Annotated in this window: 19 protein-coding genes, 4 tRNA genes, 1 pseudogene and 1 other annotated feature; of the genes and pseudogenes, 19 read left to right on the top strand and 5 right to left on the bottom strand. The window is 46.8% G+C overall.

The annotated features are described in order from the left end of the window. Nucleotides 1-48: 48 nt before the first annotated feature. The 4 genes from NOG13_RS03220 to NOG13_RS03235 all read left to right on the top strand — a co-directional run bounded on the left by NOG13_RS03220 (nt 49) and on the right by NOG13_RS03235 (nt 371). Nucleotides 49-125, top strand: a tRNA-Asp gene (locus NOG13_RS03220). 6 nt (nt 126-131) lie between these two features. Then, nucleotides 132-207 (top strand) — tRNA-Phe (locus tag NOG13_RS03225). Nucleotides 208-213: 6 nt separating this feature from the next. Next, nucleotides 214-289, top strand: a tRNA-Gly gene (locus tag NOG13_RS03230). 8 nt (nt 290-297) lie between these two features. Next, nucleotides 298-371: transfer RNA gene (locus tag NOG13_RS03235), tRNA-Cys, on the top strand. A gap of 238 nt (nt 372-609) precedes the next feature. Here NOG13_RS03235 and NOG13_RS03240 read toward each other — a convergent pair. The 4 genes and pseudogenes from NOG13_RS03240 to murC form a co-directional block, all read right to left on the bottom strand. Beyond that, on the bottom strand, nt 610-924 hold the full coding sequence (locus NOG13_RS03240) for a hypothetical protein (RefSeq protein ID WP_283110849.1): 315 nt from the start codon (nt 922-924) through the stop codon (nt 610-612). Nucleotides 925-1,176: 252 nt separating this feature from the next. Then, nucleotides 1,177-1,281: pseudogene (locus NOG13_RS09530) on the bottom strand (class I SAM-dependent methyltransferase); the annotation flags it as partial. A gap of 248 nt (nt 1,282-1,529) precedes the next feature. After that, nucleotides 1,530-1,763, bottom strand: a complete 234-nt coding sequence (locus tag NOG13_RS03250) for a hypothetical protein (RefSeq protein ID WP_283110850.1) — start codon at nt 1,761-1,763, stop codon at nt 1,530-1,532. Between the two features lie 45 nt (nt 1,764-1,808). Next, the gene (murC, locus tag NOG13_RS03255) at nt 1,809-3,191 is read right to left on the bottom strand and encodes a UDP-N-acetylmuramate--L-alanine ligase (RefSeq protein ID WP_283110851.1); all 1,383 of its coding nucleotides are present in this window, start codon (nt 3,189-3,191) and stop codon (nt 1,809-1,811) included. A gap of 205 nt (nt 3,192-3,396) precedes the next feature. Between murC and dpsA the strand changes: the two genes are divergently transcribed. Genes dpsA through NOG13_RS03275 form a run of 4 tightly spaced genes read left to right on the top strand, consistent with a single transcriptional unit; the run spans nt 3,397 to nt 6,711 of the window. Continuing rightward, nucleotides 3,397-4,254 (top strand): dipicolinate synthase subunit DpsA, encoded by an 858-nt coding sequence (gene dpsA / locus NOG13_RS03260; protein WP_283110852.1) that lies wholly within the window; start codon nt 3,397-3,399, stop codon nt 4,252-4,254. 6 nt (nt 4,255-4,260) lie between these two features. Then, nucleotides 4,261-4,851 carry a dipicolinate synthase subunit B gene (locus NOG13_RS03265; RefSeq protein WP_283110853.1) on the top strand — a complete coding sequence of 197 codons (591 nt, stop codon included), beginning with the start codon at nt 4,261-4,263 and terminating at the stop codon, nt 4,849-4,851. A 56-nt stretch (nt 4,852-4,907) separates the two neighbouring features. Further along, nucleotides 4,908-5,405: a putative signal transducing protein gene (locus NOG13_RS03270; RefSeq protein WP_283110854.1), complete on the top strand. Its 498-nt coding sequence runs from the start codon at nt 4,908-4,910 to the stop codon at nt 5,403-5,405. Nucleotides 5,406-5,439: 34 nt separating this feature from the next. Next, nucleotides 5,440-6,711, top strand: coding sequence for an O-acetylhomoserine aminocarboxypropyltransferase/cysteine synthase family protein (locus NOG13_RS03275; protein ID WP_283110855.1), 1,272 nt, complete (start codon nt 5,440-5,442; stop codon nt 6,709-6,711). Between the two features lie 51 nt (nt 6,712-6,762). Here the strand turns inward: NOG13_RS03275 and NOG13_RS03280 are convergent, their stop codons facing one another. Next, complete coding sequence (locus NOG13_RS03280) at nt 6,763-7,653, bottom strand: DMT family transporter (protein WP_283110856.1); 891 nt, start codon at nt 7,651-7,653, stop codon at nt 6,763-6,765. A 289-nt stretch (nt 7,654-7,942) separates the two neighbouring features. On the opposite strand from NOG13_RS03280, the gene yfmF reads away from it, so the two are divergent. The 11 genes from yfmF to NOG13_RS03335 all read left to right on the top strand — a co-directional run bounded on the left by yfmF (nt 7,943) and on the right by NOG13_RS03335 (nt 22,567). Continuing rightward, the gene (gene yfmF / locus NOG13_RS03285) at nt 7,943-9,223 is read left to right on the top strand and encodes an EF-P 5-aminopentanol modification-associated protein YfmF (protein WP_283110857.1); all 1,281 of its coding nucleotides are present in this window, start codon (nt 7,943-7,945) and stop codon (nt 9,221-9,223) included. Beyond that, nucleotides 9,223-10,515, top strand: a complete 1,293-nt coding sequence (yfmH, locus tag NOG13_RS03290; protein ID WP_283110858.1) for an EF-P 5-aminopentanol modification-associated protein YfmH — start codon at nt 9,223-9,225, stop codon at nt 10,513-10,515. Before yfmF ends, yfmH begins: the two co-directional genes overlap by 1 nt. Before the next feature lie 43 nt (nt 10,516-10,558). Continuing rightward, on the top strand, nt 10,559-11,656 hold the full coding sequence (gene lgt, locus NOG13_RS03295) for a prolipoprotein diacylglyceryl transferase (protein WP_283110859.1): 1,098 nt from the start codon (nt 10,559-10,561) through the stop codon (nt 11,654-11,656). Nucleotides 11,657-11,700: 44 nt separating this feature from the next. After that, nucleotides 11,701-12,552 carry a bifunctional methylenetetrahydrofolate dehydrogenase/methenyltetrahydrofolate cyclohydrolase FolD gene (gene folD, locus NOG13_RS03300; RefSeq protein WP_283111139.1) on the top strand — a complete coding sequence of 284 codons (852 nt, stop codon included), beginning with the start codon at nt 11,701-11,703 and terminating at the stop codon, nt 12,550-12,552. Nucleotides 12,553-12,564: 12 nt separating this feature from the next. Continuing rightward, nucleotides 12,565-14,439 (top strand): 1-deoxy-D-xylulose-5-phosphate synthase, encoded by a 1,875-nt coding sequence (gene dxs / locus NOG13_RS03305; RefSeq protein ID WP_283110860.1) that lies wholly within the window; start codon nt 12,565-12,567, stop codon nt 14,437-14,439. Continuing rightward, nucleotides 14,420-15,235, top strand: a complete 816-nt coding sequence (locus NOG13_RS03310) for a TlyA family RNA methyltransferase (protein ID WP_283110861.1) — start codon at nt 14,420-14,422, stop codon at nt 15,233-15,235. The genes dxs and NOG13_RS03310 overlap by 20 nt, the downstream gene beginning before the upstream one ends. Further along, entirely contained in the window at nt 15,232-16,095 is an 864-nt protein-coding gene (locus NOG13_RS03315; protein WP_283110862.1) for an NAD(+)/NADH kinase, read from the top strand. The genes NOG13_RS03310 and NOG13_RS03315 overlap by 4 nt, the downstream gene beginning before the upstream one ends. Continuing rightward, nucleotides 16,092-16,541: an arginine repressor gene (gene argR, locus NOG13_RS03320; RefSeq protein ID WP_283110863.1), complete on the top strand. Its 450-nt coding sequence runs from the start codon at nt 16,092-16,094 to the stop codon at nt 16,539-16,541. Before NOG13_RS03315 ends, argR begins: the two co-directional genes overlap by 4 nt. A gap of 4 nt (nt 16,542-16,545) precedes the next feature. Beyond that, entirely contained in the window at nt 16,546-18,231 is a 1,686-nt protein-coding gene (gene recN / locus NOG13_RS03325; protein ID WP_283110864.1) for a DNA repair protein RecN, read from the top strand. Between the two features lie 30 nt (nt 18,232-18,261). After that, nucleotides 18,262-18,503 (top strand) — a binding site (T-box leader). Between the two features lie 56 nt (nt 18,504-18,559). Continuing rightward, entirely contained in the window at nt 18,560-19,795 is a 1,236-nt protein-coding gene (gene tyrS / locus NOG13_RS03330) for a tyrosine--tRNA ligase (protein WP_283110865.1), read from the top strand. An 84-nt stretch (nt 19,796-19,879) separates the two neighbouring features. After that, nucleotides 19,880-22,567: a YfhO family protein gene (locus NOG13_RS03335; RefSeq protein WP_283110866.1), complete on the top strand. Its 2,688-nt coding sequence runs from the start codon at nt 19,880-19,882 to the stop codon at nt 22,565-22,567. Nucleotides 22,568-22,615 lie beyond the last annotated feature (48 nt).

Genomic DNA, 22,615 nt, shown 5'->3' on the forward strand with positions numbered 1-22,615 from the left:
CTTACAAGCAGGGGGTCATAGGTTCGAGTCCTATTGTTCCCACCACCTGGCTCGGTAGTTCAGCTGGTTAGAACGCTAGCCTGTCACGCTAGAGGTCGTCGGTTCGATCCCGATCCGAGTCGCCATAATATGCCTCTGTAGCTCAGTTGGTAGAGCAGGGGACTGAAAATCCCCGTGTCGGTGGTTCGATTCCGCCCGGAGGCACCACCGCTTGCGAACGTAGCTCATCTGGTAGAGCGCCACCTTGCCAAGGTGGAGGTAGCGGGTTCGAGCCCCGTCGTTCGCTCCAACTTGTCTGGCGTCATAGCCAAGTGGTAAGGCAAGGGTCTGCAAAACCCTGATCCCCAGTCCGAATCTGGGTGACGCCTCCAAAAGAGATAACAAAAAAGGCCCAGTAAGGGCCTTTTTTGTTTCAGTAAGTAAGAACGTAATATGTGATTAAATGCTTACTTATGATAACAGAATGTGGTCCTAGCACCTTCTGTGTATCACGCCAATAAATTTGATATACATTTATCGGATATTGCTTGCAAAAAGGCAAGTCCTATCTTACATGATAGGACTTGCCTTTACAATTCATAAGCAAGACATTTGTTAACGGCTTTCAAACTACTTAACCTGCTTTGTGTATTCTTCTTTTTCGTTAGTCTCAGAAAGCTCTTTTACAATTTTGTAAATCTTATATGGCGTTACAAACATTCCAACCACCCCAGCTAAACAAAGCTTAAGCACTGCGTAGATGATCCAGCCAAACCAAGAAAGGCACAGAAACATAGTTGGAGTGATTTTGTCTAAAATGCTCCAGCCCCAAGGGATTCCGGCAAACATGTAACCTGTTAGCAATTTCATTCCCGCATTTTGTACGGGACATAAACAAAATCCTCCGACAAAAGCAGTTGCCATAATAATAAGGTTCTTGTGCAATTGTTCTTTATCCGCTTTAATCCTCTTGAGATTGCATTCCGGACATATAGGTATCGAAAACTTACTTGCGCATTCTTTACACAATCCCTTTCCACAATCGACACACTGATTATCCACTCTCTCAATCAGAGTAATATTAACTCTAATTATAATTCAGAAATTGTCAAATGACCACATAATTTAGTTGATTTTGTATTATTTTTTTCTAACTTTTGTCAACAAAAAACATATCTCACAGATAGAAGAAGATGATGATATTACGGTGCCTATCCAGTCTGCACCATAATGATACATGTCCCGAGGGAGGACATCAGTTCCTGTGCCGATGTCTAGGACTTTCTGCCCGGGGAAACACAAAGACATATACCCCAAAATCCCGTGTCGACGGTTCGATTCCGCCCGGAGGCACCACCACATGCGAACGTGAATATAATTAAATCTTTACTTGTCATAGGAGAATTGTTTTGAATTTCTCAAAGGTCAACGACCTTGCCATACTTGTTCGCCCTGCCCTTTGTAATTTCATTTCTTAGTGACGAGAAACGCGGGCTTTATCTAGCAAAACAACCACCGGCTTGGCCGGTGGTTGTTTTATATGCGGTATGTTATTTTTTATTGGTCACGTCTTTTTTGCTTGTAACGGCAATTGCATAGTCGGTGCCGGCAATCACGGCAGCAGCCTTAAATGCTGTAATCTTTTTGTCGTTCCGAACGAATGTAACAAGCACTTTTTCTTTTCCGTCTTTCACGGCCGAAAGAACCAGCCGGTCGCTTTCTTCGATTGTGGCTTTCGTGGATTCGTCCATTCCACAGACTTCGTCGAGCATCCTATATTCCATTAAATTCTCCTCCCGTTCATCAGAGTCGAGAATGAAGGCGCACGATTATTTTCCGAGCTTTTTATATTTTTCTACAATCATGTTGGCGCACTTATAGATATCGCCGCCGCCCAATGTAAGGATTAGGTCACCATCCTTTGCATTTTTGATCACATAATCCGAAATTTCCTCAAAGGTCTTGAACCAAACGCATCCGGGGATTTTTTCTGCAAGATCTTTTGCGTAAATGTTATAGATATTTGTCTCTCGGACGGCGAGAATCTCGGAAAGAACAACGTGGTCCGCAATTTTCAGCGCTTTTACAAAATCATTGAAAAGCAGATAGGTGCGGGAATAGGTGTGCGGTTGAAAAACAGCCCAAACGCTGGAAAAGCCCATTTCTTTCGCTGCGGTAAGGGTTGCCGTAATCTCAGTCGGGTGGTGGGCAAAGTCGTCCGCAACCGTAACGCCGCCGAATTCACCCAGAAGCTCAAATCTGCGGTGGACACCCGTAAAAGCATGAAGGCTCTTTGCAATCTGCTGCGCGTCAATGCCCATCAGGTCTCCAATGGCGAAGGCGGCCAGCGCATTGTAAATGTTGTGCTTCCCCGGAACACTGAGGGATATGTCGGCTGCTTTCTCGCCTTTTTTGAGAACGGTGAACTGTTCCCGTGCACGAAATGTCGGTTGAATATCGGCGGCGCAGTAGTCATTAGAAGGCGCAAATCCATAAGTGACGATACGCGCGTTCGTGATTCCTTCCACTGCTTTTAAGGCATTTGCGTTATCGCCGTTTACAATAATGGTTCCGGTAGTCTGTTTGCAGAACTGATGGAAGGAACGAATGGCGTTCTCAACGGTTCCGAAATAGTCCAAGTGGTCGTTGTCGATATTCAGAATAATGGAAATGGCAGGGTTCAGCTGTAGAAATGTATCAACAAACTCGCAGGCCTCGCAGACGATGGTGTCGGATTTGCCGACCCGACCGTTGCCGCCGATGAGCGGAAGTTTCCCGCCGATAATTGCAGAAGGGTCAAGCCCAGCCTCCAAAAGAACCTGTGTTATCATCGCTGTGGTCGTCGTTTTTCCGTGTGTTCCGGATACGGCGATGGTGTTTGGAAAATGCCGTGTTACCATGCCGAGCATGACGGAACGCTCCACGGTTGGAATCCCTTTTTGGCGGGCCGCTACAAGTTCGGGGTTATCGTCTTTAATTGCAGCGGAAAAGACAACCAATTCGGCGTCTTTAATATTTTCAGCTCTCTGACCCATAGAAACGGGGATACCATAGCTGCGGATTCTTGCGAGGGTATCCGATTCTGCGTTGTCTGAGCCGGAGAGTTCATAACCTTTATGCAAAAGGATTTCGGCAATCGGGCACATGCCGGAACCGCCGATTCCGATAAAATGTATTTTTTTCACTTTTGAAAGGATATCATTGTTTTCCATAAGACGTCTCCTCATCATCTATTCTTAAGCCTTGTGCAGAATTTTCCAACAATAATTATATTGCCAAACATATTAATAATAATCACCTTTTGCTACAAATGCAAACAGAAAATAAGATAGACAGCCATTTTGCAGATGCACAGGCAGCTTAATGCCCCCATATTATGTTGAAGAAATAATATGGAAGGCTTCAGTGGAGGCGGTTATGAATAATTCAGTTACTTTCGGAGTGTTAGGCGGCGACAAGCGTCAGATTTATTTGGCTGAGTCGCTCGTCAGAGATGGATACGAAGTTTGTGCATGTGGATTTGATAAAGTAGAGTTGGCTCCGGGCGTCAGAAAAGTGCCGTTTGATGAGCTGGCATCGGTTTGCGGTGCCGTCATCCTTCCGCTTCCCGTGACGCTTGACGGACAGAATCTGAAAGCGGAATATACCGATGAACGCATTCCACTTGACGATTCCTTTGCAGAAAGGTTGAAGGGAAAGCGCGTCTTCGGAGGAATGATGGAACGACTGTATTCCACGAGTGAAATCTGGCAGGAAATTGATGCAGCGGATTATTACACAAGGGAAGAGTTCCTTGTAAAGAATGCTGTGCCAACTGCCGAAGGCGCAATTGAAGTAGCAATGCGTGAATATGTAGGAACGGTAAGCCAAAGCAGATGTTTGGTAGCCGGGTTTGGGCATGTAGGAAAAACTCTTGCGCGGATGCTGCTCGGACTCGGCGCCAAAGTAACCGTTGCAGCGAGAAAACCCTCAGACTTGGCATGGATTGAGTCGATGGGCTGCAACGCTATTCGCATTGAACAGATTCCGGAAGGGAGCTTTGACCTTGTCTTCAATACGATTCCGGCGATGATTTTCAGCCGCCATGTTCTTTCCGGTTTGAGAGGCTGCTCACTTCTTGTTGACCTTGCCTCCGCACCGGGAGGAGTGGATTTTGAAGCAGCGAAAAAAATAGGAATTCATGCCATCCTTGCTCCGTCCTTGCCCGGGCTGGTGGCGCCAAAAACATCCGGAGAGATTATTCGCGACACGATATACTGCATGATGGGAGAGTGAAGCAGTTTGGAAAAACCGGTAATTGGCTTTGCAATGTGCGGTTCATACTGCACATTCCGAACCGTTATAGACGAGATGCGAAAAATTGCGGAGAGCGGTTATCCGCTGATTCCAATTATGTCGGGGAATGCCTCAAGCACAGACACAAGATTTGGCAATGCCAAAGATTATGTGAAAGAAGTGGAAGAAATCTGCGGACGAAAGCTTCTGACAACGATTCCGGATACCGAGCCGCTCGGCCCTAAGAGACTCGTTGATATTCTTATTATTGCTCCATGCACGGGCAATACACTCGGAAAGCTCGCCAACGGGATTACGGATACGTCTGTCACCATGGCGGCAAAATCCTGTCTGCGGATTGGCCTTCCGGTCCTATTGGCACCGGCTACCAATGATGCGCTGGCGGCGTCAGCGCAGAATCTCGGTAGGCTGCTTAACACAAAAAACATTTACTTTGTGCCCATGAAACAGGATGCACCGCAAAAGAAGCCGTTTTCACTTGTCGCAGATTTCAGCATGATTCTGCCGTGTGCCCTTGCAGCACTGGAGGGGAAACAGATTCGGCCTGTTTTTCTCGTGAATGACGAGGGAGCTTGAATCTGTTGTTGTTTTGATATGTGCGGAATGCTATAATACATGCAGGAAGTGAGAAAATGCTTTACTGCGACAGATGTCAGGTTCTGAGCCGTGATGAGCAGATGTGCCCGGTATGCGGCAGCAGGAAGCTTCGCATACCGAAAGAAAATGACCCGGTCCTCCTCTTTACGGCCGACAGCGGGGAAGCGGAGAGAATTACCGCAGCATTCAGCGACGAGGGAATTCCGCACATGGAAAAGAACCTGGGCGGAAGTGCTTCATCCGTCTTTTTCGGGAAGAGCCGCTATATGCAGACACGCATATTCGTTCCGTTCGGCGAGATAGACCATGCAAAAGACGTGATGCGGGCAATCGGCGCTTTGAAGGATGAAAACAAAGAAACCTCCGAAAAACCTGAACAAGAAGCCGCAGGCAAAGAACAGGAAGAACCGATGAGCCGCAGTCGTCGCGCTTTGCTGAGAATCATTTCTGCTATTATGTTTTTCTTTTTAATAGCGGCCGTGGTTTTCTTTGCTGACACGATTGCCTCAGAGTTTTGGAGTTTCTTCCACTAATATACATTCGTAATAACAAAAAGGAGTCGTAAAAATGGGATATCGGATTGACACAAACTGCATTCACGCCGGATATGAGCCGAAAAACGGGGAGCCGCGCGTTTTACCTATCGTCCAAAGCACGACTTATAAATACGATACCGCTCAGGCTATGGGTGATCTTTTTGACCTGAAAGCAGACGGATTTTTCTATACCCGAATCGGCAACCCGACATTGGATGCCGTAGAGAAAAAGATTGCGGCACTCGAGGGCGGCGTCGGCGCACTGCTGACATCTTCCGGTATGGCTGCCTCGCTCCTAGCTGTTTGGAACATTTGTCACAGCGGCGATCATATCGTCTGTTCTGAAGCAATTTACGGAGGAACCTTTAACCTCTTTAATAAAACGCTCCGTGAGATGGGTGTCGACTGCACGTTTGTTTCTCCGGACAGCTCGGAGGAAGAGCTCAACGCAGCATTTCAGGATAATACCCGCTGCTTTTTCGCCGAAACACTTTCAAACCCGTCTTTAATTGTTGCTGATCTTGAAAAACTGGCGAAAGTCGCTCACAGCCACGGCGTTCCGCTGATTGTAGATAATACGTTCCCGACTCCGATTAACTGCCGTCCGTTTGAATTTGGGGCAGATATTGTCGTTCACTCCACCACGAAATATATGGACGGGCACGCGGTGCAGCTCGGTGGCGTTATCGTTGACAGCGGAAACTTCAACTGGGATAACGGAAAATTCCCTGATTTGACGGAGCCGGATGAATCGTATCACGGCGTGGTATATGCAAAGGACTTCGGAAAAGCTGCTTACATTACCAAAGCCCGCGTCCACATGATGCGCGATATTGGAGCTCAGGCTGCCCCGATGAATGCATTCCTTCTAAACCTTGGCCTTGAAACGCTGGCACTTCGCATGGAACGTCACTGCTCCAATGCCCTTGCGGTAGCGAAATTCCTGGAGCAAAACGAAAAGGTCGAGTGGGTAAATTACCCGGACCTTGAAAGCAGCAAATACCATGCTTTGGCGAAAAAATATATGCCAAACGGAACAAGCGGCGTTATTTCCTTTGGCGTAAAGGGCGGACGCGAGGGCGCAGTACGCTTTATGGAGGGCCTAAAGCTTGCTTCCATTGTAACGCATGTTGCTGACCTGCGTACCTGCGTCCTTCACCCAGCCAGCACAACACACCGTCAGTTGACTGATGAGCAGCTAGATGCAGCAGGAATCAGCCCGAACATGATTCGCCTTTCCGTAGGAATCGAGAATCCGAAGGATATTCTTGAAGACATCGAGACTGCCCTGAAAGGCGTCTAAAACCAGACAAAAAACGGGAGCGGATTTCCGCTCCCGTTTGCTTTTTGTTTGTTATGTTTGTGCGTTGTCCGCTTTGCGTCGCGACGGACGGCGCTCGGAAAGATAAATGGCGGCAAAGATGATTGCGCAGCCAAAGAAGGTGCGAACCGTCATGGATTCCTTCAAGAACACAATGCCGCAAAGAGTCCCGAATACCGATTCGAGTGACATAATCAGTGAAGCCTGAGAAGACTCCACGAATTTTTGGCATACATTCTGCAGAAGGAATGCCACGGTTGTGCTGAAAACAGCAACATACAAAAGGGAAAGAATCGAATCAAAGCTGACAGCAGTTGGAAACGGCTCAAACAGCAACGCTGCCGGAAGGGTCAAAACAACGGTAACAGCGGACTGAATAATCGTAATAAGTATAGGGTCACCATTCTCGGTAAAAATATCAATTGCGAGGATTTGCATAGCAAAAGCAACACCGCAGAGCAGGGAAAGAAGGTCTCCCAAACTCATAACTAGACCACTTTTTAGGGAGAGAAGCCCAACGCCGAAAAAGCACAGAAGAGCGGATACAACATTGTAGACGCTCGGTTTCTTTTTTTGCACAATCCACGCGAAAAACGGAACCAAAACGCAGTACACCGCCGTTAAAAACGCGTTGTTTCCGGCGGTTGTCCTTTGAACCCCGTAGGTCTGAAGTTCAAAGGCAAGAGCATTGAGAAATCCGATAATTAACCCGCCGATTCGTTCTGTGCGGCCGATTCGCAGCAGCCTTTTATGAAAGACAAGACTGAGAATTACAGTAGCTATCGCAAAACGAATCGCGATAATATAAGACGGAGAAATTTCGGTTGATGCGTCTTTTACGACAACGAAGGCACTTCCCCAGACGATCGTAATAAAGAACAGCCCGAGTTTTGCCCAAAGCGGTTTGTTCTGAATTTTTATCAAGCAATACACCCCGAGTAAAAATGTATAATTATTATATCACGGGTTCGGAATTGCCGCAATCCACGACAGAAATCGCGCAGGTTTGCGGTCAAATTGTAAATTTTCGGAGAGGGCATAAATACAATCTTTTCTATGGATTGCAATTGTGGTATAATAACCGCGTGGCAGTCACAGCCGGTCGGCTTTCTTCCTGTGCCATGCGGCGCAGAAAAAGACCGGAAATTTTCTGTGCATAGACGTGGTGCGGCTGCGCTCAGACCTGAAAACTGCTTTTGGAGATGAATCGTTAATGGCAGAAATTGAGCGGCGTTCCGTCTGCGACGGCGTCTGGTTTAGAAGTATCCGCGACAGTCGTTTTAAAACCGTGCGAATATCTATACATTTTTTCCGGCCGTTGGAGCGTGATACGGTCAGCGAAAATGCAATCCTGCCGTTCTTGCTCACACGCGCAAGCCGGCAGTATCCGGATTATACAAAACTGAACGAGCATCTTGCCGAACTCTATGGTGCCGAGCTCGATGCAGATGTACAAAAGTTAGGCGATTTGCAGGTCCTTTCGATTTCCATTACGGGCCTTGCCGATCGTTATGCGCTTTGCGGTGAAAAATTATCAAGTGAGTATTCACGTCTGCTTTGCAGCTTGCTGTTTGACCCGCTTCTTGTGGATGGAATGTTCCCGGAAGACGGATTTGAGCAGGAAAAACGCCAGATGTCCGAAACGCTGGATGCGGAATTTAACGACAAGCGGCTGTATGCACTCCGCCGCTGCGAAGAAATTATGTGCTCCGGCGAACCGTATGGAATCGGCCGCTACGGTACAAAAAAAGATATCCAGGCAATAAAGCGGGAAAACCTGACTCAGGTCTGGCAGAGCATGATTCACAGTGCACAGGCAGAAATTATTGTGCTTGGCGATTGTGACCCGGAACCTGTATTTAAGGATTTCTCCGATGCATTTTTAAATGTGGGACGAGCCTTCAAGGTCGTACCCTGCAGTAAAGTAATTAAAACAGTCGATTGCCCCAAAGAGGAGACCGAAACAACGGATGTTGCGCAGTCAAAGCTCGTCATGGGATTCCGGGCAGGGTGTGCAGAACCGGATAAAATGGTGCCCGCCATGAAGCTGATGAGCGCACTCTATGGCGGAACACCGAATTCAAAGCTTTTCCTCAATGTCCGTGAGAAAATGAGCCTTTGCTACTACTGCAGCTCCATGTTCAACCCGATGAAGGGCCTTCTTATGGTGCAGAGCGGCGTGGAAAATACAAATATTGAGCGAGCAAAGAATGAAATTCTCAAACAACTCGAAGAGGTAAAGAAAAACAACTTTACAGATGACGATTTGCAGGCGGCAAAGCTTAGCCTGTGCAACAGTTACCACACCGTTGCAGATTCACTCGATAGTTTGGAAGGCTGGTATCTTTCCAAAACTTTTTCAGATCCTAGCCGCACACCGGAGCAGGAAGCAGCCATGATTACTGCTGTAACTCGGGAAGAACTGGTCGAGGCAGCAAATAAAGTTGTGCTCGATACGGTTTATCGGCTGACGGGAATCGAGGCGAAGCAGTAATGACAACAGAAAATAAAATTAAAGAAGTACGCAACGACAGATGCGGCGATCGCTATTTTGAGATTCAGCATTCGTCGGGTCTGCGCATTTATTTATATCCAAAAGAAAAACACAATTCCACCTATGCGGTGTTTGGAACAAAATATGGTTCCATTGATAATTGCTTCCAGGCAACCGGCGACAAAGAGCCACAGTGCGTGCCAAGCGGAATTGCTCACTACCTGGAGCACAAAATGTTTGAAAGCGAAGACGGTGACGCATTTGCACGCTACGCCAAAACCGGAGCCAGCGCAAATGCCTACACGTCTTTTGACATGACATGCTATCTCTTTTCCTGCACAGAGAATGTTTATGAAGCGCTCGAGATTCTGCTGGACTTTGTACAGTCACCATACTTTACAGAGAAGACAGTGCAAAAAGAACAGGGAATCATCGGGCAGGAAATCCGGATGTATGACGACAACCCTCAGTGGCGCGTCATGTTTAATCTGCTCAAAGCATTGTACCATAACCATCCGGTGAAAATTGATATTGCCGGTACGATCGAGAGCATCGCGCAAATAACACCCGAATTGCTTTACAAGTGCTATAATACTTTTTACAATCTCAATAATATGGCACTTTGCGTGGCGGGTAATATTGATCCCGAGCGCGTTCTTGCGCTTTGCGATAAAATGCTGAAACCTTCTCCGCCGTCAAAGGTACAGAGAATTTTCGAGCCGGAGCCGGAAACGATTGTGCAGCCGAGAATAGAACAGAGCCTTTCTGTTGCGGTTCCATTGTTTGAACTCGGCTTCAAGGAATCCGTTGCCAACGGAAGAGCGAATGTTCAGCAATTGGCAGCGACTGATATTCTTCTGGAGGCACTGGCTTCTCCGGCATCTCCTCTTTACCGCAGCCTTCTCGATGATGGACTTATCAATGAAGCGTCTTTCAGCCATGAGTATTTTGAAGGCCCAGGCTTCGCTTCGGTGATTTTTTCGGGAGAGTCTGCAGACCCCGATGCGGTTGCTGAACGCATCAAAGAGGAGATTCAGCGAATCCGCCGAGAAGGAATCGGGAAAGAAGCGTTCCGCAGAGCAAAGAATGCTGTCTATGGTCGCAATCTGATGGCTCTCAACGATGTGGGCGTAATCGCAAACACAATGCTGTCTCTTTCCTTCGCCGACCGTGAGCTCTTTTCTTATATCGATGCTGTGGCGGAGGCTGACGAGGACAGCGTTCTTGCCCGCCTTGACGTGCAGTTGAATCCGGAGAATTCCGCAATTTCTATTGTTAAACCGATTCGGTAATATCCGCGTGGAGCGACAAAATATTTTAGAGTGGTGGATGTAAATGTATAATGTTTCATTTCCGGGGTTAGGCATCGATCTGAAAATCAACCCGACGGCATTCAGCATAGGCGGCCATAATTTCGCCTGGTATGGCATTATTATTGCGGTCGCTTTTCTTGTGGCTTTCTTCTATGTTCTTAAGAGCTGCAAACGCTTTCACATGGACGAGGACAAGCTGATTGACGCCGTCATCGTCGGAATTATTACCGGCATCATAGGGGCAAGGCTTTACTATGTACTGTTCGACGCAAGTACCGAGTATCTGTCCAACCCCATCTCGATTCTGTATATCTGGCAAGGCGGTCTGGCCATCTACGGCGGAATTATCGGCGGCCTCCTTGGCGGTGGGTTGATGGCAAAACACCGCAAGATCAGCGTTCCGGCTGTTTTGGACCTTACATCTCTCGGCTTCCTGATCGGTCAGTCAATCGGCCGTTGGGGAAACTTCGTCAACCAAGAGGCATTCGGCACAGAGACAGACCTCCCGTGGAGAATGCAGAGCGAAGCAACGGAGGCTTTTTCATCCATCGGAGTACATCCTTGCTTCCTCTATGAATCTCTGTGGTGCATTCTCGGTTTTGTTCTGCTACATATTTTCAGCAGAAGGTTCCGCAGATATGACGGGCAGGTCTTCCTGCTTTACATTGTCTGGTACGGCATCGGCCGCTTCTTCATCGAAGGACTTCGCACAGACAGCCTCCTTACCCCGTATATTCCGCTCAGAATTTCTCAGATAGTTGCTGCCGCTTCCGTCCTTGCAGGCATTTTGCTGCTGATTGTGTTCCGCAAGAGAACGGTTCTCACCGGATGCGGCTCCAAGAAGATTATGGAACTCAATTCCATCATTGACGTAGTTCCTGAGAAAAAGGAAGAGAAAGAAGAGGAAGTACCGCTTGACGACGGCACCAGCACGATTTTTGAAAGTGCTGCTGACGCAAAAACTGTTTTGGCCGGCGGTTCCATCCGCGACGACGTGACAAAGCCTGCTGTGTCCGCTGACGATGATGCTGAAGAAAGCGAATCAACAGATGAAGCGAATCAGAAAGAACCGCAGCAAGAAACTGACGATTCTGCGGATTCAGAATCGACGGAAGAATAGACAAATTCTTTGCTTGCAGAAGGGAATGACAGGCAACGAGTAAGATTATTGACGGAAAAGCCATTTCCAAGGAAATAAAAGCGTCTGTTGCAGCTGAAGTAGAAAAATTAAAGGCAATGGGCATTACTCCCGGGCTTGCCGTGGTTCTTGTCGGAAATGACCCGGCTTCCCGCACTTATGTGACGAACAAAGAAAAAGACTGTGCATCGGTCGGAATATATTCGGAAGAGTATGCCTTGCCGGAAACAACGACGCAGAAAGAACTGTTGGAGCTGGTTCAGACTCTGAACAGCAAAAAAACGATAAACGGTATTTTGGTTCAGCTGCCGCTTCCGGCAGGTCTTAATGAGGAAGAAGTCATTAAGACAATCAACCCGTTGAAGGATGTCGATGCATTTCACCCTGAAAATGTGGGAAGGATTATGATAGGAAACTGCCGTTTCCTGCCATGCACTCCTGCAGGCATTATGGAATTGCTCCACCATGAAGGAATTTCTCCCGAAGGAAAACGCTGTGTGGTAATCGGCAGAAGCAATATTGTCGGAAAGCCGATGGCTATGCTCCTCCTTCACGCAAACGGAACCGTAACGATTTGCCACAGCAAGACACGCGGGCTAAAAGAAATCTGTCGGGAAGCCGATATTCTTGTTGCGGCTGTCGGGAAACCAAAATTCGTTACGGCAGATATGGTAAAGCCCGGTGCTGTTGTAATTGACGTAGGAATGGATCGGGATGAAAACGGTAAACTCTGCGGCGACGTCGATTTTGCAAATGTCGAAAGCATTGCTTCCTACATAACGCCGGTTCCGGGCGGAGTAGGTCCGATGACAAGAGCTATGCTGCTGAAAAACACAATTACTGCAGCAAAAATTCAGAACGGAATGGACGTTATCTGAGAGGATTAATTAATGAGCGGCCTTTTAGACAATGTAAAATACCCTGAGGACTTAAAAGGGCTGTCATCTGAGCAGCTGAAACAATTGTGTTCAGAGATACGGATGAAAATTATCCAGACAGTTTCAGAGAACGGGGGACATCTCGCTTCCAATTTGGGTGTAGTAGAGCTGACCGTTGCACTGCATCGGGTATTCAACTCCGAAAAAGACCGAATTGTCTGGGATGTTGGGCATCAGTCATATACGCATAAGATTTTAACGGGGCGTGGTGACCGTCTTTCGCTGATTCGCAAGAAAGACGGTCTCTCAGGTTTTCCGAACCGATGTGAAAGTACTTATGATCCGTTTACCAGCGGACACAGCAGTACTTCAATATCTGCTGCCCTTGGGCTTTCTAAAGCAAAAGAATTGAACCATGAGGACGGCTATGTGGTTGCCGTCATTGGTGACGGCGCTTTGACAGGCGGTTTGGCTTATGAAGGCCTGAACAATGCCGGAAGACTTAAGAAAAATTTCATTGTCGTTCTAAACGACAATGAAATGTCTATTTCGCGCAACGTGGGCTCAATGGCACGTTACCTTTCAAAGATTCGTACGGAGCCTTCGTATTTTCGCATCAAAGGAAAAATAGAAAAATTTTTAGACCATGTGCCTCTAATCGGTAAACCTCTGCATCATCTCTTGACAAAGGCGAAATCTGCCGTCAAGCAGATGATTTACAACAGAACGATTTTTGAAGACATGGGCTTTTACTATTATGGGCCGTTTGACGGCCATGACTTGGACAAGATGATTGAAGTTTTTAATAACGTCAAAAGCATCAATCACCCAGTCCTGCTCCATGTCATAACACAGAAGGGCAAAGGGTACCCATTTGCCGAGCAAAACCCCGGTGCTTTTCACGGAGTTTCAAAGTTCGATGTTACAACAGGCAAAAGTTTTTCTTCCGAAATCAACTTTTCGGAACTTTTCGGAAAATTAATCTGCGAATTTGCCGAACACGATAGCAGAATTTGCGCCATTACCGCCGCGATGCAGTCGGGAACCGGGTTGACACAATTCGCGAAAAAGTTTCCGGAACGTTTCTTCGATACCGGAATTGCGGAAGAGCATGCTGTTACGTTTTGCGCCGGCCTGTCAATTGGCGGTATGATTCCGATTTTTGCGGTTTATTCTTCCTTCCTTCAGCGCGGATATGATCAACTCATACACGACGTTGCGCTGCAACGCACTAAAGTTGTATTTGCAATTGACCGCGCGGGAATTGTCGGCGAGGACGGTCAGACCCACCAAGGCATTTTTGATGTCGCTTTCCTAAATACAATTCCGAATGCAACTGTTTATGCACCGTGCTATTTTGAAGAAATGAAAACATCATTTTACCATGCAATCTACGATGGCACCGGTGTTGCAGCGGTCCGATATCCTCGCGGCGGACAGCTTTTTCGTCCGTTTGATTTCCAGCCGAGCGGGCTGCCTTATGATTATTACGGCTGCAAAAATCCTTCGGCCGTCATTGTAACATACGGCAGATTATTTTCCTATGCATGTCTGGCTCTCTCAAAACTGCAGCGAAATGGAATACAAGTCGGAATTCTAAAGTTAAATCGAATCAAACCGATTGAACCTGCTGCGGTGGATGCGGTTCTGAATGCCCCGAAAATCTTCTTTTTTGAAGAAGCAATTGAACAGGGCGGTGTTGGAGAGCGCTTTTATTATCTGCTTGGGCAGGCAGGATTCACCGGCGATTATCATTTGCATGCAATCACGGGGTTCGTTCCCCAGGCAACCATGGAAGAATCTCTCCATTCTTTGGAATTGGACGATGAAGGCATGGTGAAACTAATCCTAACGGAGTGCGCAGATAATGGAGAAAAAAAGGCTTGACTGCTTAATATATGAACGCGGCCTTGCAGAAAGCAGGGAAAAAGCAAAAATTGCCGTTATGGTCGGCAATGTTTATGTAAATGGGCAAAAACAGGATAAACCCGGTACCATGCTGCCGGTTGACGCTAAAATCGAGCTTCGAGGTGAAACGCTGAAATATGTGAGCAGGGGAGGCTTGAAGCTCGAAAAAGCAATGCAGGAATTTCCCATTGATTTGAATGGGAAAATCGTGATGGACATTGGCGCCTCCACAGGTGGTTTTACCGATTGCATGCTTCAAAACGGAGCGAAAAAGGTTTATGCCATTGATGTTGGGTATGGCCAGTTGGCTTGGAAGCTTCGCACCGATCCCCGTGTTATCAACCTGGAACGGACGAACGTGCGCTATCTGACGAAAGAACAAGTGCCGGAACTTGTAGACTTTTTCAGCGTTGATGTTGCCTTTATCTCGTTGAAGCTTGTCCTTCCGGTAGCCAGAAATTTTTTGAAAGACGGCGGTGAAGCAGTCTGCCTGATTAAGCCGCAGTTTGAAGCAGGGCGTGAAAAAGTCGGCAAAAAAGGCGTCGTCCGCGATCCGGCTGTTCATGAAGAAGTGATTCACAATACCATCGAGTTTGTGCTGAATAACGGATTTTCTGTGCTCGGGCTGACATTTTCTCCGGTCAAGGGGCCGGAAGGCAACATTGAGTATTTGCTTTACCTAAAAAAATCAGATGAACCTGTGGGAACAATTCCCGATGTAAAGCTGCTGGTTCAGCGTTCACATCGTGTTCTGAACGGCGGAGGAGAATCATGAAAATTGCGGTATTGCCCAATTTAAGCCGTGAAAAAGCTCAATATTATACGGTTAAGCTCATTGAGCGTCTCCGTGGATTTGGTTCTGCAATTTATATGCAGCGCGGTTTTCAAAACAGTTTCTCGGAATACGGTATCCGTTTCTTCGACGATTTGAAAGATATGATCCGTTCCTGCGACTTAATGGTCGCGCTTGGCGGTGACGGAACAATCATTCACTGCGCGCGCTATGCTGCAGAATTTGAAAAACCGATACTTGGTGTCAATGTCGGCCGTCTTGGCTTTTTGGCCGAATTGGAAACCGACGAATTTGATGAGCTGAAAAATCTGGCTGAGGGCAATTACCGCGTTGAAAACAGGATGATGCTTGATATTCACTACTCTGAAAACGGCGTAGAAAAAACGTGCTCGGCACTCAATGATGCTGTGATAATGCGTGGAACGCTTTCGCCGATGCCGGATTTTCGCGTTGATTTTAACGGCAGGACCGTTTGTGATTATCGTGGCGACGGATTAATTGTTTCCACGCCGACAGGGTCTACGGCGTATTCGCTTTCTGCCGGAGGACCGATTATTGACCCTGAATTGTCGTGCATCTTGCTTTCTCCCGTTTGTTCTCACTCTCTGCTTACCAGGCCTGTTGTTTTTGGCCCGAACGCAGAATTGAGTGTTCAAACAAATTTCCGCGCCGAAGGCGAGGCATTTTTGACCATGGACGGCGAAATCTCCGTGAAACTTGAACCCGGGCAGATGGTTCAGTTCAGCCGGTCGAAAAGAACAGTGAGCATCGTGAGATTGAAAGATTATAATTTTTACAGTATTGTGAATGAAAAGCTCGGGGATGGGAGGAATGATGGTTGAAGAAGAAGAGACACGAGAAAATCCTGGAGTTGATTCAGAAATATTCCATCGATACACAAGAGGAACTGCTTCGTCTGCTTCGCGAAGCAGGATATGATGTAACACAGGCCACGGTATCTCGTGATATCAAAGAGCTTCGGCTACTGAAAATGCTTTCTCCCGATGGAAAATACCGTTATGTGCCTGCAAAAGATGACAGTAAATCGAACTCCGGAAAGTTCTTTTCTCTTTTTGCCGATTCTGCGGTCTCCGTTGCAAGTGCGCAGAATATCGTCTGCGTAAAGTGCCAGCCGGGAATGGCCAATGCGGTGTGCGCAGCGATGGATGCCTTGTATCGCGACGATGTCGTAGGCACCCTCGCGGGCGACGATACTATTTTTATTCTTACACATAATGATAAGGAAGCTGAACTTCTTGCGGAAGAATTGAACGATATAATCAGGTGATTTTATGCTGACACAGCTCTACATTGAAAATGTGGCGGTCATCGAAAAAGTCAGTGTCGATTTTCATTCTGGATTTAATGTCCTTACTGGCGAGACCGGTGCTGGAAAATCGATTCTGATTGATTCCATTAACGCAATTCTTGGGGAACGCACTTCCCGAGATCTTGTGCGCACAGGAGCAAAGTCGGCTTTTATCAGTGCGGTGTTCACCAATCTTGGGAAAAACGTGCTTGCAAAACTTGAGGAACTTGGTTATATTCTCGATGAGGATAATTCCGTTATGCTTCAGCGTGAGATCTTCGCAGACGGAAGAACAGCTTGCCGTATCAACGGAAGGCCGGCAACGGTATCCACGCTGAAAGAAATCGGCCCGCTGCTTGTCAATATTCATGGTCAGCATGAAAGTTATGGATTGCTTTCTCCTGAAAATCATCTGTCCTATTTAGACAGCATGGGCCTTCCGCAGGATTTGATGGAACGTTATTCCGCTGCTTTTTCCGAAGCCAAAAAGGTTCGTCGGGAATTGGAAGCGCTGAATATGGATGAAGCGCAGAAGGCACGCCAAATTGACCTGCTTACATATCAAATCAAAGAGCTTGAAGAAGCAAATCTTCGGGAAGGCGAAGAGGAAGAGCTGGAAAGCCAGCGCACCATGTTCCGGAACAGTGAAAAAATTGCTTCTTCCATTAAGCAGGCAAAGGATTATCTCGATGGCGGAGAAGAAAGCGAGGGCGCTGTTTCGGCTGTTTCCACCGCTGCGGATTGCGTCAGAAATGCAGAGCAGTATATGCCGGAGCTCCATGCCCTTGCGGAGCGCTTGCAGAGTATTGCTTACGATTTGGAAGACTGCCGTGAAGAACTCCGCAGCTATGATGACAGGCTGGAATATGACCCGACTGAACTGGATGCAATTGAAGCAAGGCTAGATACAATCTACCGCCTTGGGCTGAAATACGGCGGTTCGGTTTCCGAAATGCTGAAATTCCTGGAAAAGAGCAAGTCGGAGCTTAGCAAAATCCAGATGTCCGATGAATTGGCTGCGAAACTGAGGTCTCAGTATAAAGAAGCCGTTACGCAGGCTAAGAATCTTGCTATGGAAATATCCGAATGGAGGGAAAAAGCGGCAAAGGATTTTTGCTGCCGCGTCAAGAAAGAACTTGAGTTCTTGAATATGCCTCATGTAGCATTTGAAGTGAAGCAGGAGCGCGGGGCTTTAAACTCTAAGGGATGTGACAAGGTAGAGTTTTTGATTTCAACGAACGCGGGCGAGCCTGCAAAGCCGATTTCCAAAATCGCTTCCGGCGGGGAACTTTCCCGAATTATGCTTGCGGTAAAGACTGTGCTCGCCGGGCGCGATGAGGTCGGAACGTTGATTTTTGATGAGGTAGATAGTGGCGTCAGCGGCGGTGCAGCGCAGAAAATCGGCCTCAAGCTCCGTGAAGTCTCAGAAAGCAGGCAAGTAATCTGTGTTACCCATCTTGCCCAGATTGCTGCGTTGGCTAATAGTCAATACCTGATTGCGAAAAATGTCAAAGACGGCAAGACCTACACGCAAGTAACGGAATTGGATGACGAAGGCCGCCGTCAGGAATTGGCCCGCATTATCGGCGGGACGAAAATCACTCCGCTGACTTTGCAGAACGCCGCAGAAATGCTAAAAATGGCTAGAGACAGCGCAAAACCCACTTGACAAGCTTGTGCTTGTGAGTGTATATTAAAAGAATCAGCGATGAAGGGAAAAAGTACGTCAACAAACCCGGCAAAGAGAGCCCGCGGTCGGTGTAAGCGGGTGCGGACCTTGGCGGAAATACATCCTGGAGCTGCAGGCCTGAAAGTTTAGTCCAGTAGGGTCGGCCGCGTGCGCGCGTTACAGCGCAAGGGTATTTTGTCTTGTACCCGTAAAGGCTGCTGTCGTGAGGCTGCAGTAAACTGAGGTGGTACCGCGGTATATCCGCCCTCTGCAAATTTCGCAGGGGGCTTTTTTTGTAGCGCCCCTGCATTGAGATGGAGGAATTAACATGGGTGTGTACGAACAACTGAAAGAGCGTGGTCTGATTGCGCAGGCTACGGACGAAGAAAAAATCCGCAATCTTCTGAACAATGAAAAGACTACTTTTTACATTGGTTTTGACCCAACGGCAGACAGCCTTCATGTTGGGCATTTTATCCCGATTATGGTGGCTTCACATCTTCAGAGAGCCGGTCACAGGCCAATCATGCTTTTTGGCGGCGGAACCGGTATGGTGGGCGACCCGAGCGGCAAAACCGATATGCGAAAAATGCTGACGAAGGAAGAAATTGCTCATAACATTTCTTGCTTCCAGAAACAGATGTCTCACCTGATTGATTTTTCCGATGGAAAGGCTATTATGGCCAACAATGCCGATTGGCTTGCCAACCTGAATTATATTGATTTTATTCGCGACATCGGTGTATGCTTTTCTGTGAACCGCATGCTCGCGGCAGAGTGCTACAAACAGCGCTTGGAACGTGGCCTCTCTTTCTTTGAAATGAACTATATGATTATGCAAAGCTACGACTTCCTTGAGCTGTTCCGCCGCTACGGCTGCCGTTTGGAACTGGGTGGGGATGACCAGTGGAGCAACATCATCGGCGGTGTCGAACTGATTCGCCGCAAAGAAAACGCTGAGGCTTATGGCCTTACGGTTTCGCTTCTTACCAACAGTGAAGGCAAAAAAATGGGTAAAACCGAAAAGGGTGCAGTCTGGCTTGATCCGGAGAAGACCTCTCCGTTCGAGTTCTACCAGTATTGGCGGAATGTCGGGGATGCAGACGTTGTCAGATGCCTGAAAATCTTGACCTTCGTTCCGATGGATCAGATTGCACAGTTTGAAAAGCTGGAGGGCCAGCAATTAAACGAGGCAAAAGAGCTTCTCGCTTTTGAAGTTACTCGTCAGATTCATGGCCAGCAGGAAGCGGAAAAGGCCCGTGATGCCGCGCGCGCTATTTTCAGCAAGGGAATAGATAGCGAAAATATGCCTTCTACGGAAATCAGCTCGGAAGACCTTGCAAATGGGGAAGTGGGTATTCTTGACCTGCTTGTCAAAACGAAGCTTGCGCCTTCCAAGAGTGAAGCAAAACGCCTTGTTCAGCAGGGAGGCATTGTTGTGGACGGCAAGAAAATTGATGACATCGGAGCTACCCTTCAGGAAAAGAATTTTGAAAAAGACGGACAAAAATACGTTGTCATCAAAAAGGGCAAAAAGGTGTTTTTGAAAGTAATTTTGAAATAAATTTAACAGAAGGAGAGGAAGTTTTAACTTGAAAAACTTCCTTCCTTCTTTCTTTTGTGAAACGGCAAAAGGGAGATGCATCAAATGACGAAAAAACTTCAATATACCGTGCCACCTGTATTTGTTGCAGCAATTCTTCTTCTCGTCTATGCCGTTTTTCGATTATTTCCGTTCGGCACAGGAACCGTTTCATGGTGCGACATGAATCAACAGGTTATTCCGTTCCTGATGGATTTCAAGAACATTTTGGACGGAAAGGCAGATATGTTTCTGAATCTGCAGAATGCCGGCGGCATGAATTTCTGGGGCGTTTTTCTGTTTTTTATCAGTAGCCCGTTTTCCTTTTTGGTGCTTTTGGTGGACAAGGCCAGCATCTACAAATATATCAATATCTTGCTTCTTTTGAAGATGATGACCTGCGCTTTCACGGCAAGTGTTTATTTTAGAAAAAGATATTCCAACTTGAATTTGCCGCAAGTAACAGCGCTTTCCGTTATGTATGCGTTCTGCGGCTACACGATGTTTTACTACCAAAATATTGTGTGGCTGGATATGATGTATCTTTTTCCGCTGCTGTTGCTTTCCCTGCATAAGCTGGCCGAAGAAAAAAAGCCTCTTTGCTATATCCTCGTTTTTTCTGCAATCCTTACGGTAAATTTTTACCTAAGCTACATGGTTGTTATCTTTTTGATTCTGTCGGCAGGTATTTGGCTGTTTTTCTTCCATGATAAAGCGGAACGGAAATATCTGATTTTGTTATTCGGTCTTTCCACGTTGGTAACCGGTTTGCTGACAGGTGTAGTGTGGTTGCCTTCCCTTTTGGAATATTTGGTTTCTGCTCGGACAGGCGACATCATTACAAGCCTCAGAACAGGCAAATTCATTACGCATCTCGACACCACATTAACCGTAATCCTTTGCACTGGAGCTATTATTGCAGCGGTGGTAATGGTATTTATATCCAGGATTTACCATGACAACTACGTAAAGCTCCTGCTCATCTTGCTTGCGGTAACACTGATTCCCGTTTTTTTTGAACCGGTTAACAAAATGTGGCACACGGGGAGTTACCAGTCTTTTCCGGTTCGTTACGGGTACATGCCGATTTTCATCGGATTGATTTTATCGGCGGAATGTATTTCGAATTTGAACAGAAATGCCGGCGGATTGCAGTTGAATCGCAATAATCCCGGGTCGGTGATTACCGCTGCGGTCGCAATTATTGCTGTGATTTTTTGCGCATATACAATTCTGCGCTATGAGTTCAAAACGGTTACGGTTTATACGATGACGCTTTGGGGAGATAAAAACAGCTTCAAGCGCCTTTTCCTTTTTGCTATGGCTGTTGCCTTTGTCTACTTAATCGTGATGCTCCAAATGCATTATCATCAAGTCAAAAAGCTGCTGTTCTCGATTTTTCTCTGTGTTCTTACCGTTTTGGAAGCTGTGTTTTACTCGAGTGTTTACATCGGTTCCGCCGGCAGCAACGCCCAGTATTATACGCCGATTATGGACCTTGCAGATCGTATCAATAATAATTCGCTGTATCGGGTCAAAATGGAAGAAAAGTATTTTGACGTTAATTTGATAGGCAGCATGGGCTATAATTCGCTGAGCCATTACACTTCCTTGACCTCCAAGCAGTATATGTTCGCGATGAAGAAGCTGGGCTATTCTTCCTACTGGATGGAGGTAAATTCAAACGGGGGAACAAAGCTGACAGATGCGCTGCTCGGAAACAAATATGTCCTCACTCGTACCTATGACGTTTTTGATGAGCAGCTAAGTAACGGAAATGCGGGAGACACGGTCTATGCAAATGGACTTTATTCCATCGTGAAGAAAAATACCGATATTCCCTTCGGTTTTGTTATGAAATCAAATAACATCACAAAATTAAAAGATTTACCGGACTTTACACGGCTTCAGCTCCAGCAGTATCTGTTTGAATCTGTCTTCTCCTCAAAGCAGGAGCTGATTCAGCAGTATCAACCTACATCCATGAAAAATGTAACCGTCAAAAAAGATGATAATTATAAATTCCTTCTGAATAATCAGGAAGAGGAAGGAAACATTCGTTATGAGATTCCGGTGGAAGGTACGCAAACCCTTTACTTTGATTGTTTTGACCAACTGACAAATCAGCTTTATGAACATATCAATTCCAGTTTTTCCATAACCGTGAATGGTCAGATGCTTGAAATTGAATATCCGACGCAACCTCAGAACGGCCTTGTCTGCCTCGGTACGTTTACAGATGAAATCGTCGTTGTAGACATTGGTGTTCTCAAAAATGTATACGCAAAATCATTCGGTGTTGCCGGATTAAAAGAAGACGTGCTTTCTTCCGCACTGGCTTCGGTGCCGAAGGCTGACCTTCGCCAAAGCGGAAATTCGATTGTAGGAACAGCCACAGCGGAGCAAGATGGCGAATATTTGTTTTTGCCTGTGAGTTACAGCAAAGGCTTTCGTGCATCTGTAAACGGGAAACCTGCTGAAATCTATCGAGTCTTTGACTCGTTCATGGCGGTGAAGCTGGAAAAGGGTCAAAACCAGATTTCTGTTACCTATATTCCTGAAGGATTCATGCCCGGACTGATTTTAACTGCGGCCGGCGTCGTGTGTGCTTTTCTGCTGGAGTTTTTCCGTCGGAAAGGATCGCTGTACCGCTGGAAGAGAACGCAGACAGTATTTCAGATACTTTTCGCAGGATTGCTTGTATGCACGATCGCTGTAATTTATATCATGCCGATCATCATATTCTTTGCTTAAAAAAACAGCTTCCGATAGTAACATCGGAAGCTGTTTTTGTAATTAAAT

Source organism: Thermocaproicibacter melissae, from assembly GCF_024498295.1.
GTDB lineage: Bacteria > Bacillota > Clostridia > Oscillospirales > Acutalibacteraceae > Thermocaproicibacter > Thermocaproicibacter melissae.

Bases quoted from the DNA above. Each gene is read 5' to 3' on its own strand.
- NOG13_RS03250 (WP_283110850.1), bottom strand. From the start codon at position 1,763: ATGGAATATAGGATGCTCGACGAAGTCTGTGGAATGGACGAATCCACG.
- murC (WP_283110851.1), bottom strand. From the start codon at position 3,191: ATGGAAAACAATGATATCCTTTCAAAAGTGAAAAAAATACATTTTATC.
- dpsA (WP_283110852.1), top strand. From the start codon at position 3,397: ATGAATAATTCAGTTACTTTCGGAGTGTTAGGCGGCGACAAGCGTCAG.
- NOG13_RS03270 (WP_283110854.1), top strand. From the start codon at position 4,908: ATGCTTTACTGCGACAGATGTCAGGTTCTGAGCCGTGATGAGCAGATG.
- NOG13_RS03275 (WP_283110855.1), top strand. From the start codon at position 5,440: ATGGGATATCGGATTGACACAAACTGCATTCACGCCGGATATGAGCCG.
- yfmF (WP_283110857.1), top strand. From the start codon at position 7,943: ATGGCAGAAATTGAGCGGCGTTCCGTCTGCGACGGCGTCTGGTTTAGA.
- yfmH (WP_283110858.1), top strand. From the start codon at position 9,223: ATGACAACAGAAAATAAAATTAAAGAAGTACGCAACGACAGATGCGGC.
- lgt (WP_283110859.1), top strand. From the start codon at position 10,559: ATGTATAATGTTTCATTTCCGGGGTTAGGCATCGATCTGAAAATCAAC.
- dxs (WP_283110860.1), top strand. From the start codon at position 12,565: ATGAGCGGCCTTTTAGACAATGTAAAATACCCTGAGGACTTAAAAGGG.
- NOG13_RS03310 (WP_283110861.1), top strand. From the start codon at position 14,420: ATGGAGAAAAAAAGGCTTGACTGCTTAATATATGAACGCGGCCTTGCA.
- NOG13_RS03315 (WP_283110862.1), top strand. From the start codon at position 15,232: ATGAAAATTGCGGTATTGCCCAATTTAAGCCGTGAAAAAGCTCAATAT.
- recN (WP_283110864.1), top strand. From the start codon at position 16,546: ATGCTGACACAGCTCTACATTGAAAATGTGGCGGTCATCGAAAAAGTC.
- tyrS (WP_283110865.1), top strand. From the start codon at position 18,560: ATGGGTGTGTACGAACAACTGAAAGAGCGTGGTCTGATTGCGCAGGCT.
- NOG13_RS03335 (WP_283110866.1), top strand. From the start codon at position 19,880: ATGACGAAAAAACTTCAATATACCGTGCCACCTGTATTTGTTGCAGCA.